The organism is Pontivivens insulae, from assembly GCF_900302495.1.
Taxonomy (GTDB): domain Bacteria; phylum Pseudomonadota; class Alphaproteobacteria; order Rhodobacterales; family Rhodobacteraceae; genus Pontivivens; species Pontivivens insulae.
The window spans coordinates 894,088-911,172 of the sequence record NZ_OMKW01000002.1 but is presented as its reverse complement, the minus strand read 5'-3'; the positions used below and the strand labels follow the sequence as shown (position 1 = coordinate 911,172).

The 17,085-nt window shown below is 59.5% G+C and carries 19 protein-coding genes; 10 read left to right on the top strand and 9 right to left on the bottom strand.

Annotated features, from left to right (window positions below):
* Positions 1 to 146 precede the first annotated feature (146 nt).
* From uvrA to POI8812_RS09935, 7 genes are all read left to right on the top strand, one after another.
* Positions 147 to 3,023 (top strand): excinuclease ABC subunit UvrA, encoded by a 2,877-nt coding sequence (gene uvrA, locus POI8812_RS09965; protein WP_108782386.1) that lies wholly within the window; start codon positions 147 to 149, stop codon positions 3,021 to 3,023.
* 79 nt (positions 3,024 to 3,102) lie between these two features.
* Positions 3,103 to 3,534 carry a CBS domain-containing protein gene (locus POI8812_RS09960; protein WP_108782385.1) on the top strand — a complete coding sequence of 144 codons (432 nt, stop codon included), beginning with the start codon at positions 3,103 to 3,105 and terminating at the stop codon, positions 3,532 to 3,534.
* A 3-nt stretch (positions 3,535 to 3,537) separates the two neighbouring features.
* On the top strand, positions 3,538 to 4,035 hold the full coding sequence (locus tag POI8812_RS09955; RefSeq protein ID WP_108782384.1) for an NUDIX domain-containing protein: 498 nt from the start codon (positions 3,538 to 3,540) through the stop codon (positions 4,033 to 4,035).
* A 75-nt stretch (positions 4,036 to 4,110) separates the two neighbouring features.
* Positions 4,111 to 4,608 carry a pantetheine-phosphate adenylyltransferase gene (gene coaD / locus POI8812_RS09950; RefSeq protein WP_108782383.1) on the top strand — a complete coding sequence of 166 codons (498 nt, stop codon included), beginning with the start codon at positions 4,111 to 4,113 and terminating at the stop codon, positions 4,606 to 4,608.
* Positions 4,609 to 4,704: 96 nt separating this feature from the next.
* Positions 4,705 to 5,214 (top strand): peptidylprolyl isomerase, encoded by a 510-nt coding sequence (locus POI8812_RS09945; RefSeq protein WP_108782544.1) that lies wholly within the window; start codon positions 4,705 to 4,707, stop codon positions 5,212 to 5,214.
* Complete coding sequence (locus POI8812_RS09940; RefSeq protein ID WP_108782382.1) at positions 5,211 to 5,741, top strand: peptidylprolyl isomerase; 531 nt, start codon at positions 5,211 to 5,213, stop codon at positions 5,739 to 5,741. The genes POI8812_RS09945 and POI8812_RS09940 overlap by 4 nt, the downstream gene beginning before the upstream one ends.
* A 159-nt stretch (positions 5,742 to 5,900) precedes the next feature.
* The gene (locus POI8812_RS09935; RefSeq protein ID WP_108782381.1) at positions 5,901 to 6,857 is read left to right on the top strand and encodes a DUF3179 domain-containing protein; all 957 of its coding nucleotides are present in this window, start codon (positions 5,901 to 5,903) and stop codon (positions 6,855 to 6,857) included.
* An 84-nt stretch (positions 6,858 to 6,941) separates the two neighbouring features.
* Here POI8812_RS09935 and tyrS read toward each other — a convergent pair whose 3' ends face one another.
* Entirely contained in the window at positions 6,942 to 8,171 is a 1,230-nt protein-coding gene (gene tyrS / locus POI8812_RS09930) for a tyrosine--tRNA ligase (RefSeq protein WP_108782380.1), read from the bottom strand.
* Between the two features lie 71 nt (positions 8,172 to 8,242).
* On the opposite strand from tyrS, the gene POI8812_RS09925 reads away from it, so the two are divergent.
* On the top strand, positions 8,243 to 9,298 hold the full coding sequence (locus POI8812_RS09925; RefSeq protein WP_108782379.1) for an anhydro-N-acetylmuramic acid kinase: 1,056 nt from the start codon (positions 8,243 to 8,245) through the stop codon (positions 9,296 to 9,298).
* A 40-nt stretch (positions 9,299 to 9,338) separates the two neighbouring features.
* On the opposite strand, the gene POI8812_RS09920 is transcribed toward POI8812_RS09925, so the two are convergent.
* The 3 genes from POI8812_RS09920 to POI8812_RS09910 all read right to left on the bottom strand — a co-directional run bounded on the left by POI8812_RS09920 (position 9,339) and on the right by POI8812_RS09910 (position 11,306).
* A complete protein-coding gene (locus tag POI8812_RS09920; protein ID WP_108782378.1) occupies positions 9,339 to 9,536 on the bottom strand; it encodes a CsbD family protein in 198 nt (65 codons plus the stop codon).
* An 83-nt stretch (positions 9,537 to 9,619) separates the two neighbouring features.
* The gene (locus POI8812_RS09915) at positions 9,620 to 10,399 is read right to left on the bottom strand and encodes an SDR family NAD(P)-dependent oxidoreductase (RefSeq protein ID WP_108782543.1); all 780 of its coding nucleotides are present in this window, start codon (positions 10,397 to 10,399) and stop codon (positions 9,620 to 9,622) included.
* A gap of 64 nt (positions 10,400 to 10,463) precedes the next feature.
* Positions 10,464 to 11,306, bottom strand: a complete 843-nt coding sequence (locus POI8812_RS09910; RefSeq protein WP_108782377.1) for an AAA family ATPase — start codon at positions 11,304 to 11,306, stop codon at positions 10,464 to 10,466.
* A gap of 284 nt (positions 11,307 to 11,590) precedes the next feature.
* Between POI8812_RS09910 and dksA the strand changes: the two genes are divergently transcribed.
* Positions 11,591 to 12,016 (top strand): RNA polymerase-binding protein DksA, encoded by a 426-nt coding sequence (gene dksA, locus POI8812_RS09905; RefSeq protein ID WP_108782376.1) that lies wholly within the window; start codon positions 11,591 to 11,593, stop codon positions 12,014 to 12,016.
* 344 nt (positions 12,017 to 12,360) lie between these two features.
* A complete protein-coding gene (locus POI8812_RS09900; RefSeq protein ID WP_108782375.1) occupies positions 12,361 to 12,663 on the top strand; it encodes a hypothetical protein in 303 nt (100 codons plus the stop codon).
* A 2-nt stretch (positions 12,664 to 12,665) separates the two neighbouring features.
* Here POI8812_RS09900 and POI8812_RS09895 read toward each other — a convergent pair whose 3' ends face one another.
* The 5 genes from POI8812_RS09895 to POI8812_RS09875 form a co-directional block, all read right to left on the bottom strand.
* A complete protein-coding gene (locus POI8812_RS09895; protein WP_108782374.1) occupies positions 12,666 to 13,289 on the bottom strand; it encodes a trimeric intracellular cation channel family protein in 624 nt (207 codons plus the stop codon).
* Entirely contained in the window at positions 13,286 to 13,750 is a 465-nt protein-coding gene (gene rnhA / locus POI8812_RS09890; RefSeq protein WP_108782373.1) for a ribonuclease HI, read from the bottom strand. The genes POI8812_RS09895 and rnhA overlap by 4 nt, the downstream gene beginning before the upstream one ends.
* Complete coding sequence (locus POI8812_RS09885) at positions 13,743 to 14,765, bottom strand: GFA family protein (RefSeq protein WP_108782372.1); 1,023 nt, start codon at positions 14,763 to 14,765, stop codon at positions 13,743 to 13,745. Before POI8812_RS09885 ends, rnhA begins: the two co-directional genes overlap by 8 nt.
* Entirely contained in the window at positions 14,762 to 15,217 is a 456-nt protein-coding gene (locus POI8812_RS09880) for a DUF3429 domain-containing protein (protein WP_108782371.1), read from the bottom strand. The genes POI8812_RS09885 and POI8812_RS09880 overlap by 4 nt, the downstream gene beginning before the upstream one ends.
* Before the next feature lie 119 nt (positions 15,218 to 15,336).
* Positions 15,337 to 16,941 carry a phosphoenolpyruvate carboxykinase gene (locus POI8812_RS09875; RefSeq protein ID WP_108782370.1) on the bottom strand — a complete coding sequence of 535 codons (1,605 nt, stop codon included), beginning with the start codon at positions 16,939 to 16,941 and terminating at the stop codon, positions 15,337 to 15,339.
* Positions 16,942 to 17,085: the final 144 nt, after the last annotated feature.

Below are 17,085 nucleotides of genomic sequence, written 5' to 3'. Positions count from 1 at the left end.
GCTGGTGCACGACGGCCTCCTGTCACGACCTGACAGGAGAGTGGTTAAGGTAAAGTTGACGCACCTTCCCTTTGTTCCCACTTCGTTCTATAGCAATCCTGACCCCAAAGGCTACATCAGACGATTGGACTGACCGAGGTGTGAGCATGGCTGAGCTTAAGACAATTTCCATTCGCGGCGCGCGTGAGCACAATCTCAAGTCGGTGGATGTCGACCTGCCGCGTGATGAGCTGATCGTAATTACCGGCCTGTCCGGTTCGGGGAAGTCGTCGTTGGCATTTGATACGATTTATGCCGAAGGACAGCGCCGATACGTTGAAAGCCTGAGCGCCTATGCGCGCCAGTTCCTCGACATGATGCAAAAGCCCGATGTCGATCACATCACTGGCCTGTCTCCCGCCATTTCCATCGAGCAGAAGACGACATCGAAGAACCCTCGGTCGACGGTCGGCACCGTGACAGAGATCTACGACTACATGCGTCTGCTTTTTGCGAGGGCCGGTGTGCCGTACTCCCCAGCGACCGGCCTGCCGATTGAGGCGCAGCAGGTTTCCGAGATGGTGGACCGGGTCATGGCGATGGAAGAGGGCATGCGTGCCTATCTTTTGGCGCCGATCATCCGAGACCGGAAAGGCGAATATAAGAAAGAGTTCGCAGAGCTGAAGAAACAGGGTTTTCAGCGCGTGAAGGTCGATGGATCCTTTTATGATCTGGATGAGCCGCCGACCCTTGATAAGAAGTTCCGCCACAACATTGATGTGGTCGTTGACCGGATCGTTGTGCGCGAGGGGTTGGAGACCCGGCTGGCCGACAGCTTCCGCACAGCACTCGATCTGGCAGATGGCATCGCGATCCTGGAAACGGCCCCGCGCACAGATGATGGCGGCAATACACCCGAACCTGAGCGGATCACCTTTTCTGAGAATTTCGCCTGTCCGGTCTCGGGCTTCACAATCCCTGAAATCGAGCCGCGACTGTTCTCCTTCAACGCGCCTTTTGGGGCCTGTCCTGTTTGTGACGGGTTGGGTGTTGAGCTGTTCTTTGACGAACGCCTGATCGTCCCCGATGAGAGCTTGAGCTTGTACAAAGGGGCGATTGCGCCTTGGTCGAAATCGAAATCCCCGTATTTCCGCCAGACGATCGATGCACTGTCCAAACACTACGAGTTTGACAAGAACGCGCCGTGGAAGGACTTGCCTGCCCATGCCAAGCAGGTCGTGCTGCACGGGTCGGGCGATGAGAAGCTGAAGTTCCGATATGATGAGGGCGGGCGTGTCTACGAGATCACCCGTGTGTTCGAGGGTGTGGTGCCAAATCTTGAGCGGCGCTACCGCGAGACGGACTCGAGCTGGTCGCGCGAAGAGATGGAGCGGTATCAGAACAACCGCGCCTGTGGGTCTTGCGGTGGCTACCGCCTGAAGCCAGAGGCGCTGGCCGTCAAAATTGATGGCAAGCATGTGGGCGAGATCGTGCAGCTTTCGATCCGCGATGCGCTCGACTGGATCGAAGCCGCGCCGCAGACGCTGACCAAGCAGCGGCAGGAGATCGCGCGGGCGATCTTCAAGGAAATTCGCGAGCGCCTTGGCTTTCTGGTGAATGTTGGACTCGATTACCTGACGTTAAGCCGCAATTCCGGCACTCTGTCAGGGGGGGAAAGCCAGCGCATTCGCCTCGCCTCGCAGATCGGCAGCGGGCTGACAGGTGTTCTTTATGTGCTCGATGAACCGTCGATTGGTTTGCATCAGCGCGACAATGACCGACTGCTGACCACGCTGAAGAACCTTCGCGATCAGGGCAACACCGTGATTGTCGTTGAGCATGATGAGGAGGCGATCCGCGAGGCGGACTATGTGCTCGACATTGGACCCGGTGCAGGCGTGCACGGTGGCCAGATCATCGCGCGGGGAACCCCGGCGGAGATTGCAGCAACCAAAGAGTCGATCACGGGTCAGTACCTGACCGGAGAGCGAGAGATTTCGGTGCCGGCGAAGCGCCGAAAGGGCACGGGCAAGAAGATCAAGGTGGTGAAGGCCACGGGGAACAACCTCAAGAATGTCACGGCGGAGTATCCGCTTGGCCTATTATGTTGTGTCACGGGCGTTTCTGGCGGCGGCAAGTCCACGTTGACGATTGAGACGCTGTTCAAGACGGCTTCTATGCGTCTGAACGGTGCGCGGCAGACGCCCGCGCCTTGCGAGCAGATCAAAGGGTTGGAGCATCTGGATAAGGTCATCGACATCGACCAGTCGCCCATCGGGCGCACTCCACGCTCAAACCCGGCGACCTACACAGGCGCATTCACACCGATGCGCGATTGGTTCGCCGGACTGCCGGAGGCAAAGGCGCGGGGCTACAAGCCCGGCCGCTTCTCCTTCAACGTGAAGGGCGGGCGGTGCGAGGCATGTCAGGGCGATGGGGTCATCAAGATTGAGATGCATTTCCTGCCCGATGTGTACGTCACCTGCGAGACCTGCAACGGCAAGCGCTACAACCGCGAGACCTTGGAAGTGCTGTTCAAAGGCAAGTCGATTGCCGATGTGCTCGACATGACCATTGAGGATGCGGCGGAGTTTTTCCAAGCCGTACCCGCCATTCGGGACAAGATGGAGACGCTGAAACGCGTGGGTCTCGGCTATATCAAGGTCGGTCAATCTTCGACGACCCTTTCTGGCGGCGAGGCGCAACGGGTCAAGCTTTCAAAGGAGCTGAGCAAGCGCGCCACAGGCCGCACGCTCTATATCCTCGACGAACCGACCACCGGTCTGCATTTCGAGGATACGCGAAAGCTGCTGGAGGTGATCCAAGAGCTGGTCGATCAGGGCAATTCGGTGGTCGTGATCGAGCACAATCTGGACGTGATCAAATGTGCTGACTGGATCATTGATATTGGTCCAGAAGGTGGCGACGGCGGCGGACAGATCGTTGCGACAGGCACGCCGGAGCAGGTGGCCAAGGTCGAAGGAAGCCATACGGGTCACTATCTGCGCGACATGCTGGGCAAACCCAGACTGGCGGCTGAATAAAACCTGAACAGTCCGATGCTTGACGCATCGGGCCGTGGCGTTTCATCCTGAGCATTAACCAGCTTGGGAGGAAACCACCATGACCGTTCAGAAAATCCTCAACAGCGCTCGCGGCGCAGTCGAAACGATTTCGGGTGATGCGTCCGTGCTGGAGGCCGCGCAACGTCTAAGCGCGCGCAAGATCGGCGCCCTGATCGTGTCGGAAGATGGCTCTGAGTTGCGCGGGATCGTATCCGAGCGGGATATTGTGCGCGAAATCGGCGCGCGTGGGGCGGCGGCGCTGTCGGACAAGGTTGTCGATCTGATGACAGCAAAGGTTGAGAGCTGCGCTCCCGACGACAAGTTGGTTGAGACGCTCGCGCGCATGACAGCCGGGCGCTTCCGGCACATGCCGGTTCTTGAGGACGGAAAGCTTGCGGGTATCATTTCGATCGGCGATGTCGTGAAAGTCCGGCTCAGCGAGATGGAGCATGAGAATTCGGCCCTCGCCGACATGATCCGCGGTTACTGACATTTGAGCGGGAGCTTCGCTGAAACCTATCTTGGCCGGTTGCGGGCCGAGATTGGCGGGCGGCTACTGCTGGTTCCGGGGTCAAGACTGGTCGTGCGGCGCGATGACGGCCGTATCCTGCTGCAATTGCGTCGGGATCTTGAGATTTGGGGTCTGCCAGGTGGCTGCGCCGAACCGGGGGAGACGCTTGCCGAGGGTGCTGCACGCGAACTGCACGAAGAAGCGGGTTTGACTGTGAGACCAGCCGATCTTGTTCCCTTCGCCTTCAGTGACACACCTGAAACGAATGAGGTGACGTTCCCGAATGGGCATCGCTGCCACTTCTTTGTGTTGTGTTTTGAGGTTTCGTGCTGTGAAGGGCACCCAATTATTTCAGATGAAGAAAGCCTGGCCCTGGAATGGTTCGCACCGACTGACCTGCCCGAAATGTTGGCCAGCAGTCGCGCAACACTCGACGCCCATCAGCGCTTTCGCTCGACCGGAAAGTTTCAATATGGCTGACGTGCAAGCACAGGGGTTGACCCCGGACGCGCAATAATGTTGCGTTCGCACCGCACTCAATGAAGGGGGAGCTTCATGCGCACTGCTCTTTACCCAGGGACGTTTGACCCGGTCACGCTGGGGCATATTGACGTCATCCGACGTGCCATGACGTTGGCAGATCGTCTGGTGATCGGCGTTGCGATCAACCGGGATAAGGGGCCGCTGTTCTCACTGGAAGAGCGGGTCGCGATGATCGAGGCAGAGGCCGCGCCGCTGGCGAAGGCTGCGGGGTGCGAGTTGGTTGTTCATCCTTTCGAGAACCTGTTGATCCAGTGTGCGCAGGATGTGGGTGCGACGATGATCGTGCGTGGGCTTCGTGCCGTTTCTGATTTTGAGTATGAATTTCAGATGGTTGGCATGAACCGCGCCATGAATGACGATATTGAGACAGTGTTTCTGATGGCCGATGCCCACCATCAGGCAATAGCGTCGCGCCTTGTAAAAGAGATTTGCAGACTCGACGGCGATGTCACGCCATTCGTGCCGCAATCTGTTGCGGATGCCCTGCGCGCGCGTCTGCACGGGGATTGATTGCGTCCGTGCACCGATTTCATGCACGTTTTCGCGTTGGCGCGGGCGTGCTGCACGCTTATATGCCGTCAGGACAGTTGCTAGATGGAGGGCCCGATGGCCGACACCAAACCAGAAGATACGATGATCATCACGCTTGCCGACGGCGAAGTGCATATCGCCCTCATGCCGGATGTGGCGCCCGGCCATGTCGAGCGGATGAAGACGCTGGTGAAAGACCGCGCGTATGACGGTATCGCGTTCCACCGCGTCATCGACGGCTTCATGGCGCAGACCGGTGATGTGGAGCATGGCGGCCCCGACGGCAATCCCGGTCGTGCAGGCACCGGTGGGTCACAATATCCGGATCTGAAAGCAGAATTCTCGAAAGTGCCTTTCGAGCGGGGCACCGTTGGTATGGCGCGGTCCCAGATGCCGAACTCTGCAAACTCGCAATTCTTCATCATGTTCGAGCAGGGTTCGTTCCTGAACGGCCAGTACACTGTGTTTGGTCAGGTCACCAAGGGCATGGAGCATGTCGACAAGATCAAGCGCGGGGCAGGCCAGTCCGGTTCCGTGACCGATCCAGACCGTATGGTGACCGTGCGCATGGGGGATGAGGTATGATCCGCGCTGCACTTCTGGCAACGGCGCTTGTCGCGACCCCCGCGGTCGCGGATGAGCTGGTTCTGGAGCTTGAGACCGGCAACGTCGTCATTGATCTGTTTGAGGATGTGGCCCCCGGGCATGTGGAGCGTATCACCTCACTCGCGGCGGATGGCGCCTATGATGGCGTCGCCTTTCACCGGGTGATCGAAGGCTTCATGGCTCAAACCGGTGATGTGCAATGTGGTGTCGTTGGTGCGTCCTGTCCGGCGGGCACTGGCGGATCCGATCAGCCGGATTTGCTTGCGGAGTTTTCTGCGGTGTCCTTTGAGCGTGGTGTTGTCGGCATGGCACGGTCGCAAAACCCGAACTCTGCGAACTCGCAGTTCTTCATCATGTTTGCCCCCGCGCCGCACCTGAATGGTCAGTACACGGTCGTTGGTGAGGTGACCGAGGGCATGGATCTGGTTGACGGGATCACGCACGGAAGCGGTCGCAGTGGTTCTGTTGCGAACCCTGATCGCATTGTGAGCGCGTCAGCGCGCTAAGCATTCGGCGATGTGCGAAAAGACAGGGGGCCTGCTGGCCCCCTTTTTTGTTTCTGTCGCCTAAGTCCCAACCTCTCGCGTGATCACGAGGGCGAGAGATCGACTGGCCGCACTGGATCCGATGCGGAATATTGGATGGCGTAACCTAGGGGGACCGCCATGAAAGTGTTACTCTGCGCAGCCATTCTGCTTACCCTTGCCTTTCCGGCGCTCGCGCAAAGCCAGTTTGCGCGCGCTTGGCCGGAGACTGACTTCACGCGTTCCAATGTGCCTTTTGACGAAATCTTCTCTGGCGGAGTGCCGCGTGACGGGATCCCGGCGCTGACAGATCCATCCTTCATTACAGTGACGCAGGCTGACATCCCGGCGGATGAACCAGTGATGACAGTCGAGTTAGACGGGGAGGTGCCGCGCGCCTATCCGCTTCGCTATCTGACATGGCATGAGATCGTAAATGACACGATCGGCACCGTTCCGGTCGCGGTGACGTTCTGCCCCCTCTGCAACTCTGGTCTCGTCTTTGATCGCCGTGTGGGCGACCGGGTTCTGGAATTTGGCGTTTCCGGGTTACTGCGCCATTCGGACATGGTCATGTATGACCGCCAAACGCACAGCTGGTGGCAGCAATTTACAGGTGATGCCATCGTCGGGGCGTTGACCGGTCTGGAGCTGACGGAGGTTGTCAGCTGGATGGAACCTATGGGCGCATTTGCTGAGCGCCATTCCGATGGGCTTGTCATGGCCCAGCCCGGCGCACCCCGGCCCTATGGCGTGAACCCCTATGAGCGCTATGACAGTTCGGCGCGCCCATTCCTCTATTTTGGCGAGGATCCACCGCACGGTATTGCGCCGCTGGCAAGAGTGGTGCGGGTCGGTGATCGTGCCTGGCCACTTGAGCGTTTGGAATCAGGCTTGATTGAGGAGGCGGGCCTGCGCATCGAATGGACCGCAGGGATGGCGTCAGCACTCGACCAAAACTCTATTTCGGGAAGCCGGGACGTCGGCTTTGTGCGCGTGCGCGACGCGGATACGGGCGACGACGTCGTTCACGAGGTCGTATTCGCGTTCGCATTCCATGCCTTCGCCCCGGACGGGGAATGGATGCTGGGGGAGTGATTTCCACTGTAACGAAATATCTCTGCCGGATGCACGAACCCATGGGCTCGACAGCATCGGCAGAGATGTTTGCAAAGAGGGAGATCAGGCAGGGCGTACCAATGCGTGTCGTTTCTTTCCGGCGGACAGCTTGATCTGTGCGTCCAGGTCGACCATCAGACCGGCATCCGTCACAGGCGCATCGTCAAGCTTGGCGCCGCCCTCGGCAATCAGGCGCTTCGCGTCCTTACCGGATTTCGCGAGTCCTGCCTGAACGAAGAGTTGCACGACCGAGATTGATCCTGCGGGCAGTTCGACCGTAGGAAGATCCTCGCCGACACCGCCTTTCTCAAACACCTCACGGGCCGTCGCCTCCGCCGCGGCGGCAGCGTCAGCGCCATGTGCGAGTGCCGTGACCTCGTTGGCCAGGCGGATCTTCGCCTCGTTGATCTCCGCCCCTGCCAGCGAGCCGAGGCGATCACATTCCTCAACGGGAAGCTCTGTGAACAGCTTCAGGAACTTCGCAACATCGGCGTCGAGGGTGTTTCGCCAGAACTGCCAGAACTCATACGGAGACAGCTTGTCCGCGTTCAGCCAGACCGCACCCGCTGCCGATTTACCCATCTTCGAGCCATCCGCCTTGGTCAGAAGCGGCGTTGTCAGTCCAAAAACCTGATTGCCGTTGATGCGTCGGGTCAGGTCAACGCCGTTGACGATGTTGCCCCACTGATCAGAGCCGCCCATTTGAAGCCCAACACCGTGACGGCGGTTCAGCTCCATGAAATCATAGGCTTGCAGCAGCATGTAGTTGAATTCGAGGAAGGTCAGCGGCTGCTCACGATCAAGGCGCAGTTTGACGCTGTCAAAGCTGAGCATCCGATTGATCGTGAAATGTCGGCCATAGTCCCGCAGAAACTCAACATAGTTCAGCGCGTCCAGCCAGTCCGCATTGTTGGGCTGCACCGCGCCTGTCGGGCCGTCCGAGAAGTCGAGATAGGTCTCGAATACGCGGCGAATACCGGCCATGTTCTCGTTGATTTTCTCAACGGTCAGAAGCTGACGCGCCTCGTCCTTACCCGAAGGATCACCGATCTTGGTCGTTCCGCCGCCCATCAAAGCGATGGGTTTATGACCTGTTTTCTGCAGCCAGCGCAGCATCATGATCTGGATCAGCGAGCCGACATGGAGGCTGTCCGCGGTGCAGTCAAATCCGATATAGCCGGGCACGACCCCATCCAGAAGCGCCTGATCGAGGGCCTCCAGATCGGTGCAGTCCTGAATGAAACCGCGGGTCGTCATCACGTGCAGAAAGTCGCTGCGAGGGATGTAGCTCATCATCTTGATCCATTGTCGGGAACAGTGTGCGGGATGTATGCCTAATGCGACGTTGAAAGGGAAGGGTCGGGATGCGCGCATTGGGTTTGATGAGCGGCACCTCCATGGACGGGGTCGACGCCGCAATTCTTGATACGGATGGCGAGCGGATCTTCGGGTTCGGGCCATCGGGGTTCCGTCCGTATAGCGCTGAAGAGCGTGCTGTCCTTGCTGCGGCGCAGGGTCTTTGGCCCGATGCGAATTCCAACGCGCTGATGGCCGCGCGCGAGATCATTCAATACGCGCATGTTGAGGCCGCTCTGGAGGGGGCGGAGATTGCAGGATTTCACGGCCAGACCCTGATCCATGATCCGGCGGGCTTTCGAACACATCAGCTCGGCGATGGGGCTGCGCTTGCCCGCGCGCTTGGCATACCGGTTGTGTGGGATATGCGGAGCGCAGATATGGCAGCGCAGGGGCAGGGGGCGCCGCTTGCACCAGTCTTTCATCATGCCTGCGCGCGGTGGGCGGGGCTGACAGGGCCGGTCTGCTTCCTCAATCTCGGGGGTGTTGGCAATCTGACGTGGTGCGATGCGGCGAACGCGGATCCGGCGCATCTGATCGCGTTCGATACGGGTCCGGCAAATGCACTGTTGGATGATTTTCTAATGCGCAGGCGAGGGGACGCGATGGATCGCGATGGTGCGTTGGCCTTGTCCGGGCGTGCAGGGCGGTTGCCCGATGATCCTTATTTTGACGCGCCACCTCCCAAATCGTTGGACCGGAACGGGTTCCGCGCGGTCGCCGCGTTGGCCGACAGTTTGGGCGATGCGGATGGCGCGGCAACTTTGACGGCGTTCACGGTTCATGCCGTTGAGCGCGCGCTGCCACATCTGCCCGAACCGCCGCAACGGTGGCTTGTCTGTGGTGGTGGGCGAAAGAACCCCGCGATTATGGCCGGATTGCGCGATCGGTTGGGTGTGCCGGTCGATCCGGTTGAGGTTATCGGATTGGACGGTGATATGTTGGAGGCACAGGCTTTTGCCTATCTTGCGGTCCGCATTTCGGCAGGCCTGCCAACATCGTATCCGGGCACCACGGGATGCGCTGCACCAGTGTGCGGCGGTCGTATCAGTGCGCCCGGATAGAAAATGGCCCACCCGTTTTCGGGCGGGCCATTGCTCAGCTTTAGAGGCTGTTGATGAATTCGTTCACTTCGCGCTTTGCATGCTCTTTGGAGTGACCATAGCGCTCTTGAATTTTGCCTTCGAGCACGTCGCGGTTGCCATCGGCCTGATCGATTTCGTCATCGGTCAGCTTGCCCCACTTGGCCTGCACTTTGCCCTTGATTTGCTTCCACTGGCCTTCGAACTGATCGTTGTTCATGTCTGAAATCCTTTCACGTTCTCAAATACAGGCGGTGATTGCCGCCTGTGGGATCAACGTGTCACGCACTCAGATGTTCCGGATCAGTTTTTGGCCTGCATCTTCATCGTCATGTTCAACAGCGCCCGGCGCGGCAGGAATGGCGCGATATAGCGCAGCATCAGACGCAATTTCCAGTCGCTCACCGCGACCAACTCCCCGCGTCGCATGGCGTCATAGCCGAAGCGCGCTGTTTGTGCGGCGGTCAGCCTTTTCTGCCGGGTGAGCGCCGTACCCTCAAGGTTGGCGGCAGCCGCAAACTCCGTTTCAACATAACCCGGGGCGAGCACAGTACAGGTGACGCCCTTACCGCGCAGTTCGGCGTCCACGGCCTGACTGAACGAGTTCACAAAGGCCTTCGTCGCAAAATAAACCGCCTGGTTCGGGCCCGGTATGAAACCTGCCGTCGATCCAACCTGAAGGATGCGACCCTTGCCAGCCTCGGCCATCTGGCGGCCGAAATGATGGGTGAGCGTCACCAGCGCTTTCACATTGAGATCAATCATCGAAAGCTCGCTGGCAAGATCGCGCTCAACATGACGCCCCTGGCCACCAAAGCCCGCGTTGTTGATCAGAATGCCGGGCTTCAGACCGCGCGCTGCCACCTCTTCAATCAAGGCCTGCGCACCGCCCTCTGCGCCAAGATCGAGTGCGATGACGTGCACTGACACGTTCTGAGAAGCTTCCAGCTCTTCCTTCAGTGCAATCAACTGATCCTCACGCCGTGCCGTGACGATCAGGTCGCCACCTTTGCGCGCATGATAGCGGGCAAGCTGTTCTCCGATGCCGGAGGACGCACCTGTGACGAGGGCGAGAGGGATCATGGCGAGGCTCCACATTGCTGATCGTACCCCTTTGATATGGGCGGAGCGCCGTGGTGCCAGTGGATCAGCCGTCTTTGCGACGTGCCATGAAAGCAAGCCGTTCAAACAGGTGCACGTCCTGCTCGTTCTTGAGAAGCGCGCCATGCAGCTTGGGCAGCGCGTCCTTGCCGTCGCGCTTAAGGTCTTCTGGATCGAGATCCTCGACCAATAGCAACTTTAGCCAGTCAAGTGCTTCGGACGTGGACGGCTTTTTCTTAAGTCCGGGCGTTTCCCGAATGTCGTAGAACTGGGTCAGAGCCTCGCGCATCAGGCTCTGCTTGATGCCGGGGAAGTGAACCTCGACGATGGCCGCCATGACGTCCGGCTCCGGGAAACGGATATAGTGGAAGAAGCAGCGGCGCAGAAACGCGTCCGGCAGTTCCTTTTCGTTGTTGGAGGTGATGATAACGATGGGGCGGTGTTTCGCGCGGATCGTCTCGCCGGTTTCGTAGACGTGGAACTCCATCCGGTCGAGCTCCTGCAACAGATCGTTGGGAAACTCGATATCGGCTTTGTCGATTTCGTCGATCAGCAGGACGACCCGCTCCTCCGCCTCGAAGGCCTGCCAGAGCATGCCCTTGCGGATGTAGTTGGCGACGTCGTGAACGCGTTCCTCGCCCAACTGGCTGTCACGCAGGCGCGAAACGGCGTCGTACTCGTAGAGGCCCTGCTGTGCCTTGGTCGTCGACTTCACAGTCCATTCCAGAATGGGCACGCCCAGTGCGCCCGCGACCTGCCGTGCAAGCTCTGTCTTTCCGGTGCCCGGCTCCCCTTTGACGAGAAGCGGACGCTCCAACGCAATCGCGGCATTCACCGCGACGGTCAGGTCGCCAGTCGCGACGTAATCCTTGGTGCCTTCAAACTTCATGGACGGACCTCCTGATAGCTTGATTGAGATGCCATGTGCGCGCATTGGGAACAAGCGTGGGCATTGATTTCGCGCTCTGACCTTGGGTCACGGTGGGCTTGGGTGAGAGACTTGGGTATGGCGCGGCTTTGCCAGTGTCGTTTACGCAATCGTCAACTGGCAAAGGATGATTCCCGCGTGACATCGGCTGGAAACCGCCTTATGCACGGGCCAGAATTGGGAAGGGAAGCGGTCGGTTGCTGTTCGTAACAGATCGTTTCGAAGCGTAACTTAGGGGTGTTGTTATGAAAGCCGAAACGGTGCTGGACTCGGAATACAAACCGGCCGAGGACGAGCCCTTCATGAATGACCGGCAGGTTGAGTATTTCCGCCGTAAGCTCAATGACTGGAAAGAGCAGATCCTGGCCGACAGCAAGGACACCGTGACCAGCATGCAGGAAGGGACGCGCAACATTCCCGATGTTGCCGACCGTGCGAGCGAAGAAACCGACCGTGCCCTTGAACTGCGAACCCGTGATCGTCAGCGCAAGCTGGTTGCAAAAATCGATAGCGCGCTTCGCCGGATCGAAGATGGTTCCTATGGTTACTGCGACGTGACAGGGGAGCCGATCAGCCTGAAGCGGCTCGACGCGCGCCCTACCGCAACGATGAGCCTTGAGGCGCAGGAGCGTCATGAGCGCAAGGAAAAGGTCTATCGCGACGATCGTTGATGTCCTCAATAGACCTTAAGTGAAAAGGGGCGCTCCAGTGATGGTGCGCCCCTTTCTGATTCTCCCGGATGCTGTGCGGAAACACTGTCACGGATTGTTCCGTTTTGGTTTCCATTTCATCGGCAATCTGCTGCCTAAGGTGAAGTCCATCCGGCAACACTCTGCTCATAAAGCATAAAATTTTTGGGACTGTGTTCGGATTGACTGGCAACGGCGCATTTTTTGCGGATCAATAGGGGGGCAGGCGGCTAGCCGTCTCACCTGATGGCCTGTCTGTCCCGGCTTCATGGTGGGATCGGTAGTTTGGGGGGCCGCCTGCACCCAACTCTAAAGGAGGGTTGGTCATGCAGTATCACAAAATCATGGGGGTGGCCGTATGGCTTGCCTCTGGGGGCGCCTTGGCCGCCGAATGCAGCGATGTGGATGCGGCGGAGAAGTCCCTCGACGCATTGATCGCATTGCAGGATTTCGCTGAACTTGAGCCGCAGCGGGCACAACAACTGGCTGCTGAAATGCAGGCAGAGGTGAACGCCGCGATGATCCGGGCAGGCAATGCTCCCTCGGCGGAGGTCTGTGCGATTTATGACGAGACGATCCTGGAATTGGCCCCACAGGGCCGCATTGCCGGACCTGTTCCGGCGGGCTAGCCTCAGCTGCGCGGCGGTTCGTGCCGATACCCCGGTGCCCGCCAGCCCAGTGATATGCTGCCAGCCCGCAGGCCGAATGTGACCAGACCCGCGGCGAGGGCTGCGAATGGGCGGCTGGCAACGACTTCATAGACCAGGATGTTGGCGGCGGCCCCGGCGAGGGCCGCAGTCGCATAGAGGTCGCGTGCCTTCAGGATCAACGGCACCTCATTGCAGACCACATCGCGGGCGAGACCGCCAAGACAGGCCGTGACCATTCCCATCATGAGCAGGACCGGCCACTCCGCGCCGAGGGACCGGGCGACGCCGACGCCAACCGGAACGGCGATTGCGACGGCCAGCGCGTCCAGCCAAATGATTGTCCGCATCCGGCTTTCCAGCTTGTGGGCGGTGAAGAAGACCAGAACAGCCGCCGTGCCCGCGACGGCGACGTAGATCGGGTTGGCGATCCAGAACACCTCATCGCGCTGCAAAAGGACATCTCGTGCCGTGCCACCGCCCATAGCGGTCAGGCAGGCGATAAAGATAAAGCCCACGATGTCGAGCTGTTGGCGACTGGCCACCAACGCGCCGGTCAGCGCGAAAACGAAGACCGAAGCGAGGTCGAGCAGGGCGAGTAGGTTCACGTGTCCTTGCCGGGTTTGAACGGCTCCATTCCGGCGCGGGCAAGCTCATCGGCGCGCTCATTTTCGGGATGGCCAGCGTGACCCTTCACCCACTCCCATGCCACGTCATGGCGCTCTTGCGCGGCATCCAGACGTTTCCAAAGCTCTTCATTTTTCACTGGCTTTTTGGAAGCTGTCTTCCAGCCGTTTCGCTTCCAACCATGAATCCATTTTGTAAGTCCGTCCTTCACATAGGAGGAGTCAGTGACGATGGTTACAGCAGTGGGGCGACCAAGCGTTTCCAACGCAGTGATCGCTGCCATAAGCTCCATCCGGTTGTTTGTTGTCTGTGCGTCGCCGCCTTTGAGCTCTCGCTCCTTTATGAGACGATCGCCGTCTTTCGCCTGCAGCAGCACGCCCCAACCACCCGGACCCGGATTGCCGGAGCAGGCACCGTCGGTATAGGCAAAGAACTCAGGCACGGGTCGCCTCCACATAGAGATTTGATGTTGGCGTGCCGTCGAAGTTTTTGCCTTCGCCCCGGTCGATCCTGATGTCGGTGAAGCCTCCATGCTCCAATCGCCGGGTGATTTCGGGGATCTGGTAATAGGTGTAGAGCCGACCATGGTCATCGCGTGCGGCGCCGTCCCCCTCAATCAAGCCAAGATAAAGCGTGCCACCGGGAACGATTGCGTTCCAGATGCGCCCCAGATGGGCGGGCATCCGATCCCGTGGCGCATGGTGCAGCGAAAAGAACGCCCAGACCGCGTCGAGGGTCGCGTGTTCGTCAAGCTCGCCAAACCCTTTGACTTCCACATTAATCCCGTGCCGCGCTTTCGCCTCTTTGGCCAGTTCTTCGGCCCCGTCCATCGCGCGCATGGCAAAGCCCCGCCGCTTCATCTCTGCGGCGGCCCAACCTGCGCCGCATCCCAGATCCAGCACGCGGACACCGGGTTTCAAGCCATCGAGGAAGGCGGCCAGCCTTGGATGGGGCTCCGCCGGGATCGACCATTCTGCGTAGCGGCTCGCCTCGTTGTTGTAGAACTCCAGCGTCCGGTTGCGCCGATATGCCGCCCAAGCGGCGCGGAGTTCGTCCTGCGAGGGCGGCTGGCCCTCATATCGCGGGACGCCGTCGATCAGCGGCATCCATGGCAGTTTCGAACCGGTCCACAGTTCCGCCTGGGGCTCTAATCCATGACCGGGATCGAGACTGCCCGCTTTGAGAGAAACATAGTCACTGCCCCCTTCGTGCAGCAGTCGCGTTCCGCATGTGGGACAGAAGGACCTTATGGCGACATTCCCGCTCGCCGCACGCTCTTCGAAGCGCGACAAGGCGCCTTTGATGGAGAGGTCGCTTGGCTTGAGGTAGAGCGAAAGACCAAAGGCAGACGCACTTTGCGCCTGACAGGTTGTGCAATGACAGCGGGCAAATCCCAAAGGCTCTCCCGTGACTTCGTAGCGGACAGCTCCGCACTGGCATGCACCGGTCAGGCTCATAGGAATGCTCCCGTCAAAAGGCAGATCGATACAACGATGGTGAGCGGTATGCGCAGGCTCAACCACCAATAGACAACGATGGTTCGTTTGGCGAAATAGCTGTCTATCAAAAGCAGAAGTGCAAAAAGATAGGTCAGCAGTAGACAGGCGGCCTTTTCACTTGGACCCATCATGAACAACAGGATCAGCGGGGGTGTCACCGTAAGGCCAAGCTCAACCCAGCTTGGCTTGCGGCCGTGACGTGACGCAAATCCCCACAGGCAGCCCGCCATGAAGCACAAGATGATCGTCCCATAGAGCGCGAGCAGCGCCCGCCCGCCATCCGGCGTTCCGTTAAACTGGGCGATTGATGGTAAGGTTGCCGCAGGCAGAACGACGAGTGCGGCGCCGTAGAGAAACGGGATCAACCCGGCAAAGCCGAGGATCAGGGCAGGGATGGGTATGTTTTTCATAGCTATCGGAGATAGAAGACTGCCCGCACCGGGGCAAGCGATCGCTGGTCCACCGCAGCAAAAGAAAGGGGCCGATGCAGATCGCGCACCGGCCCCAAATCGTCAGACGATCGGTGAAATCAAGCGGCGGTGACCGCGGCTTCCATCACATCGGCATCCACGTGCTGTTCATATTGCGCAAAGTTCTCGGCAAACATGCTGACCAGCTTTTCGGCTTGCGCATCATAGGCCGCGGCATCCGCCCAGGTGCTGCGCGGATCGAGCAGCGCGTTGTCCACGCCGTCCACGGCGACAGGGACGTCAAACCCGAAGTTCGGATCGCGCCGGAACTCCGCGCTGTTGAGCGAACCGTTCAGCGCAGCGGTCAACAATCCGCGGGTCGCGCGGATCGGCATACGGGAGCCGGTGCCATAGGCGCCACCGGTCCAGCCGGTATTGACCAGCCAGCAGGTTGCACCATGCTCGGCGATCTTGTCACGCAGCAGTGCGCCATAGACTTCCGGTCGACGCGGCATGAACGGAGCGCCGAAGCAGGTAGAGAACGTCGGTTGAGGCTCTGTCACGCCCTTCTCTGTGCCCGCCACCTTGGAGGTGAAACCGGACAGGAAGTGATACATTGCCTGAGCCGGGGTCAGCCGCGCGATGGGCGGCAAGACACCGAATGCATCGCAGGTCAACATGACGATGTTCTTCGGCGTGCCTCCGCGAGCCGTCTCTGACGCATTCGAGATATAGTGCAACGGATAGGCGCACCGCATATTGGGCGTCAGGCTGTCATCCTGAAAATCGAGTTCCTTGGTGTGCGGATCGAACACCATATTCTCGATTACGGTGCCAAACATCTTGGTGGTGCCGTAAATTTCTGGCTCCGCCTCCGGGTTCAGGTCGATGGTCTTGGCATAGCAGCCACCCTCAAAGTTGAAGGTGCCCTCATCAGACCAGCCGTGTTCATCATCACCGATCAGGACGCGGTTGGGATCTGCTGACAGAGTTGTCTTGCCCGTGCCCGAAAGGCCAAAGAAGACCGCAACATCATCCGCGTCGTCCGCCGCGTGATTGGCCGAGCAATGCATCGGCATCACGCCCTTTTCCGGTAGAAGGTAGTTCAGCAGGGTAAAGACGCTTTTCTTATTCTCACCCGCATAGGACGTTCCGCCGATCAGGATCATCTTCTTGTCGAAGTTCAGCGCGATCACGACGTCGGACCGGCACCCATGGCGGGCCGGATCAGCCTTGAAGCTGGGGCAGTTCAGGATGGTGAACTCCGGCACAAATGCTGCGAGTTCGTCCAATTCTGGACGGCGCAGCAGGTGGCGGATGAAAAGGTTATGCCAGGCAAGCTCTGTCACAACGCGAACGTTGAGGCGGTGCGCCGGATCCGCCCCGCCATAAAGGTCCTGAACAAACAACTCACCGCCTTCGACATGGGCGAGCATGTCAGCGTGCAGCGTGTCGAATGCATCTGGCGTCATGGGGGCGTTGTTGTCCCACCAGATCGAGTCCTCAACGGAGGCCGTGCGCACCACGAACTTGTCCTTGGGGGACCGTCCCGTGTGCTTGCCAGTGGAAACGAGGAACGCCCCGCCCTGACCAATCGTACCTTCCCCCCTGCAGCAGGCTGTTTCGACCAGCGCAGGTTCCAGCAGATTGTAATGAGCGGCGCGCACGCCCTTAATGCCCGTCAATTCGAGCGTTTGGGTCGGATTAACCGTACCGGTTTGCATCTCTGATGCTCTCCCGAAGGCGAAGGGACACGCAAAAGTGGTGGCGGCGCGCCCCGCATTCGAAATGGTGTCCGACCGGTCGCGAAGGGCCAGTTTCGCGGCGCGTGAGCGCTGGTCAGACGGTGACACCCCCTCCTTAAATGC

Bases quoted from the DNA above. Each gene is read 5' to 3' on its own strand.
- uvrA (WP_108782386.1), top strand. From the start codon at position 147: ATGGCTGAGCTTAAGACAATTTCCATTCGCGGCGCGCGTGAGCACAAT.
- POI8812_RS09960 (WP_108782385.1), top strand. From the start codon at position 3,103: ATGACCGTTCAGAAAATCCTCAACAGCGCTCGCGGCGCAGTCGAAACG.
- coaD (WP_108782383.1), top strand. From the start codon at position 4,111: ATGCGCACTGCTCTTTACCCAGGGACGTTTGACCCGGTCACGCTGGGG.
- POI8812_RS09945 (WP_108782544.1), top strand. From the start codon at position 4,705: ATGGCCGACACCAAACCAGAAGATACGATGATCATCACGCTTGCCGAC.
- POI8812_RS09940 (WP_108782382.1), top strand. From the start codon at position 5,211: ATGATCCGCGCTGCACTTCTGGCAACGGCGCTTGTCGCGACCCCCGCG.
- POI8812_RS09935 (WP_108782381.1), top strand. From the start codon at position 5,901: ATGAAAGTGTTACTCTGCGCAGCCATTCTGCTTACCCTTGCCTTTCCG.
- tyrS (WP_108782380.1), bottom strand. From the start codon at position 8,171: ATGAGCTACATCCCTCGCAGCGACTTTCTGCACGTGATGACGACCCGC.
- POI8812_RS09925 (WP_108782379.1), top strand. From the start codon at position 8,243: ATGCGCGCATTGGGTTTGATGAGCGGCACCTCCATGGACGGGGTCGAC.
- POI8812_RS09920 (WP_108782378.1), bottom strand. From the start codon at position 9,536: ATGAACAACGATCAGTTCGAAGGCCAGTGGAAGCAAATCAAGGGCAAA.
- POI8812_RS09915 (WP_108782543.1), bottom strand. From the start codon at position 10,399: ATGATCCCTCTCGCCCTCGTCACAGGTGCGTCCTCCGGCATCGGAGAA.
- POI8812_RS09910 (WP_108782377.1), bottom strand. From the start codon at position 11,306: ATGAAGTTTGAAGGCACCAAGGATTACGTCGCGACTGGCGACCTGACC.
- dksA (WP_108782376.1), top strand. From the start codon at position 11,591: ATGAAAGCCGAAACGGTGCTGGACTCGGAATACAAACCGGCCGAGGAC.
- POI8812_RS09900 (WP_108782375.1), top strand. From the start codon at position 12,361: ATGCAGTATCACAAAATCATGGGGGTGGCCGTATGGCTTGCCTCTGGG.
- POI8812_RS09885 (WP_108782372.1), bottom strand. From the start codon at position 14,765: ATGAGCCTGACCGGTGCATGCCAGTGCGGAGCTGTCCGCTACGAAGTC.
- POI8812_RS09880 (WP_108782371.1), bottom strand. From the start codon at position 15,217: ATGAAAAACATACCCATCCCTGCCCTGATCCTCGGCTTTGCCGGGTTG.
- POI8812_RS09875 (WP_108782370.1), bottom strand. From the start codon at position 16,941: ATGCAAACCGGTACGGTTAATCCGACCCAAACGCTCGAATTGACGGGC.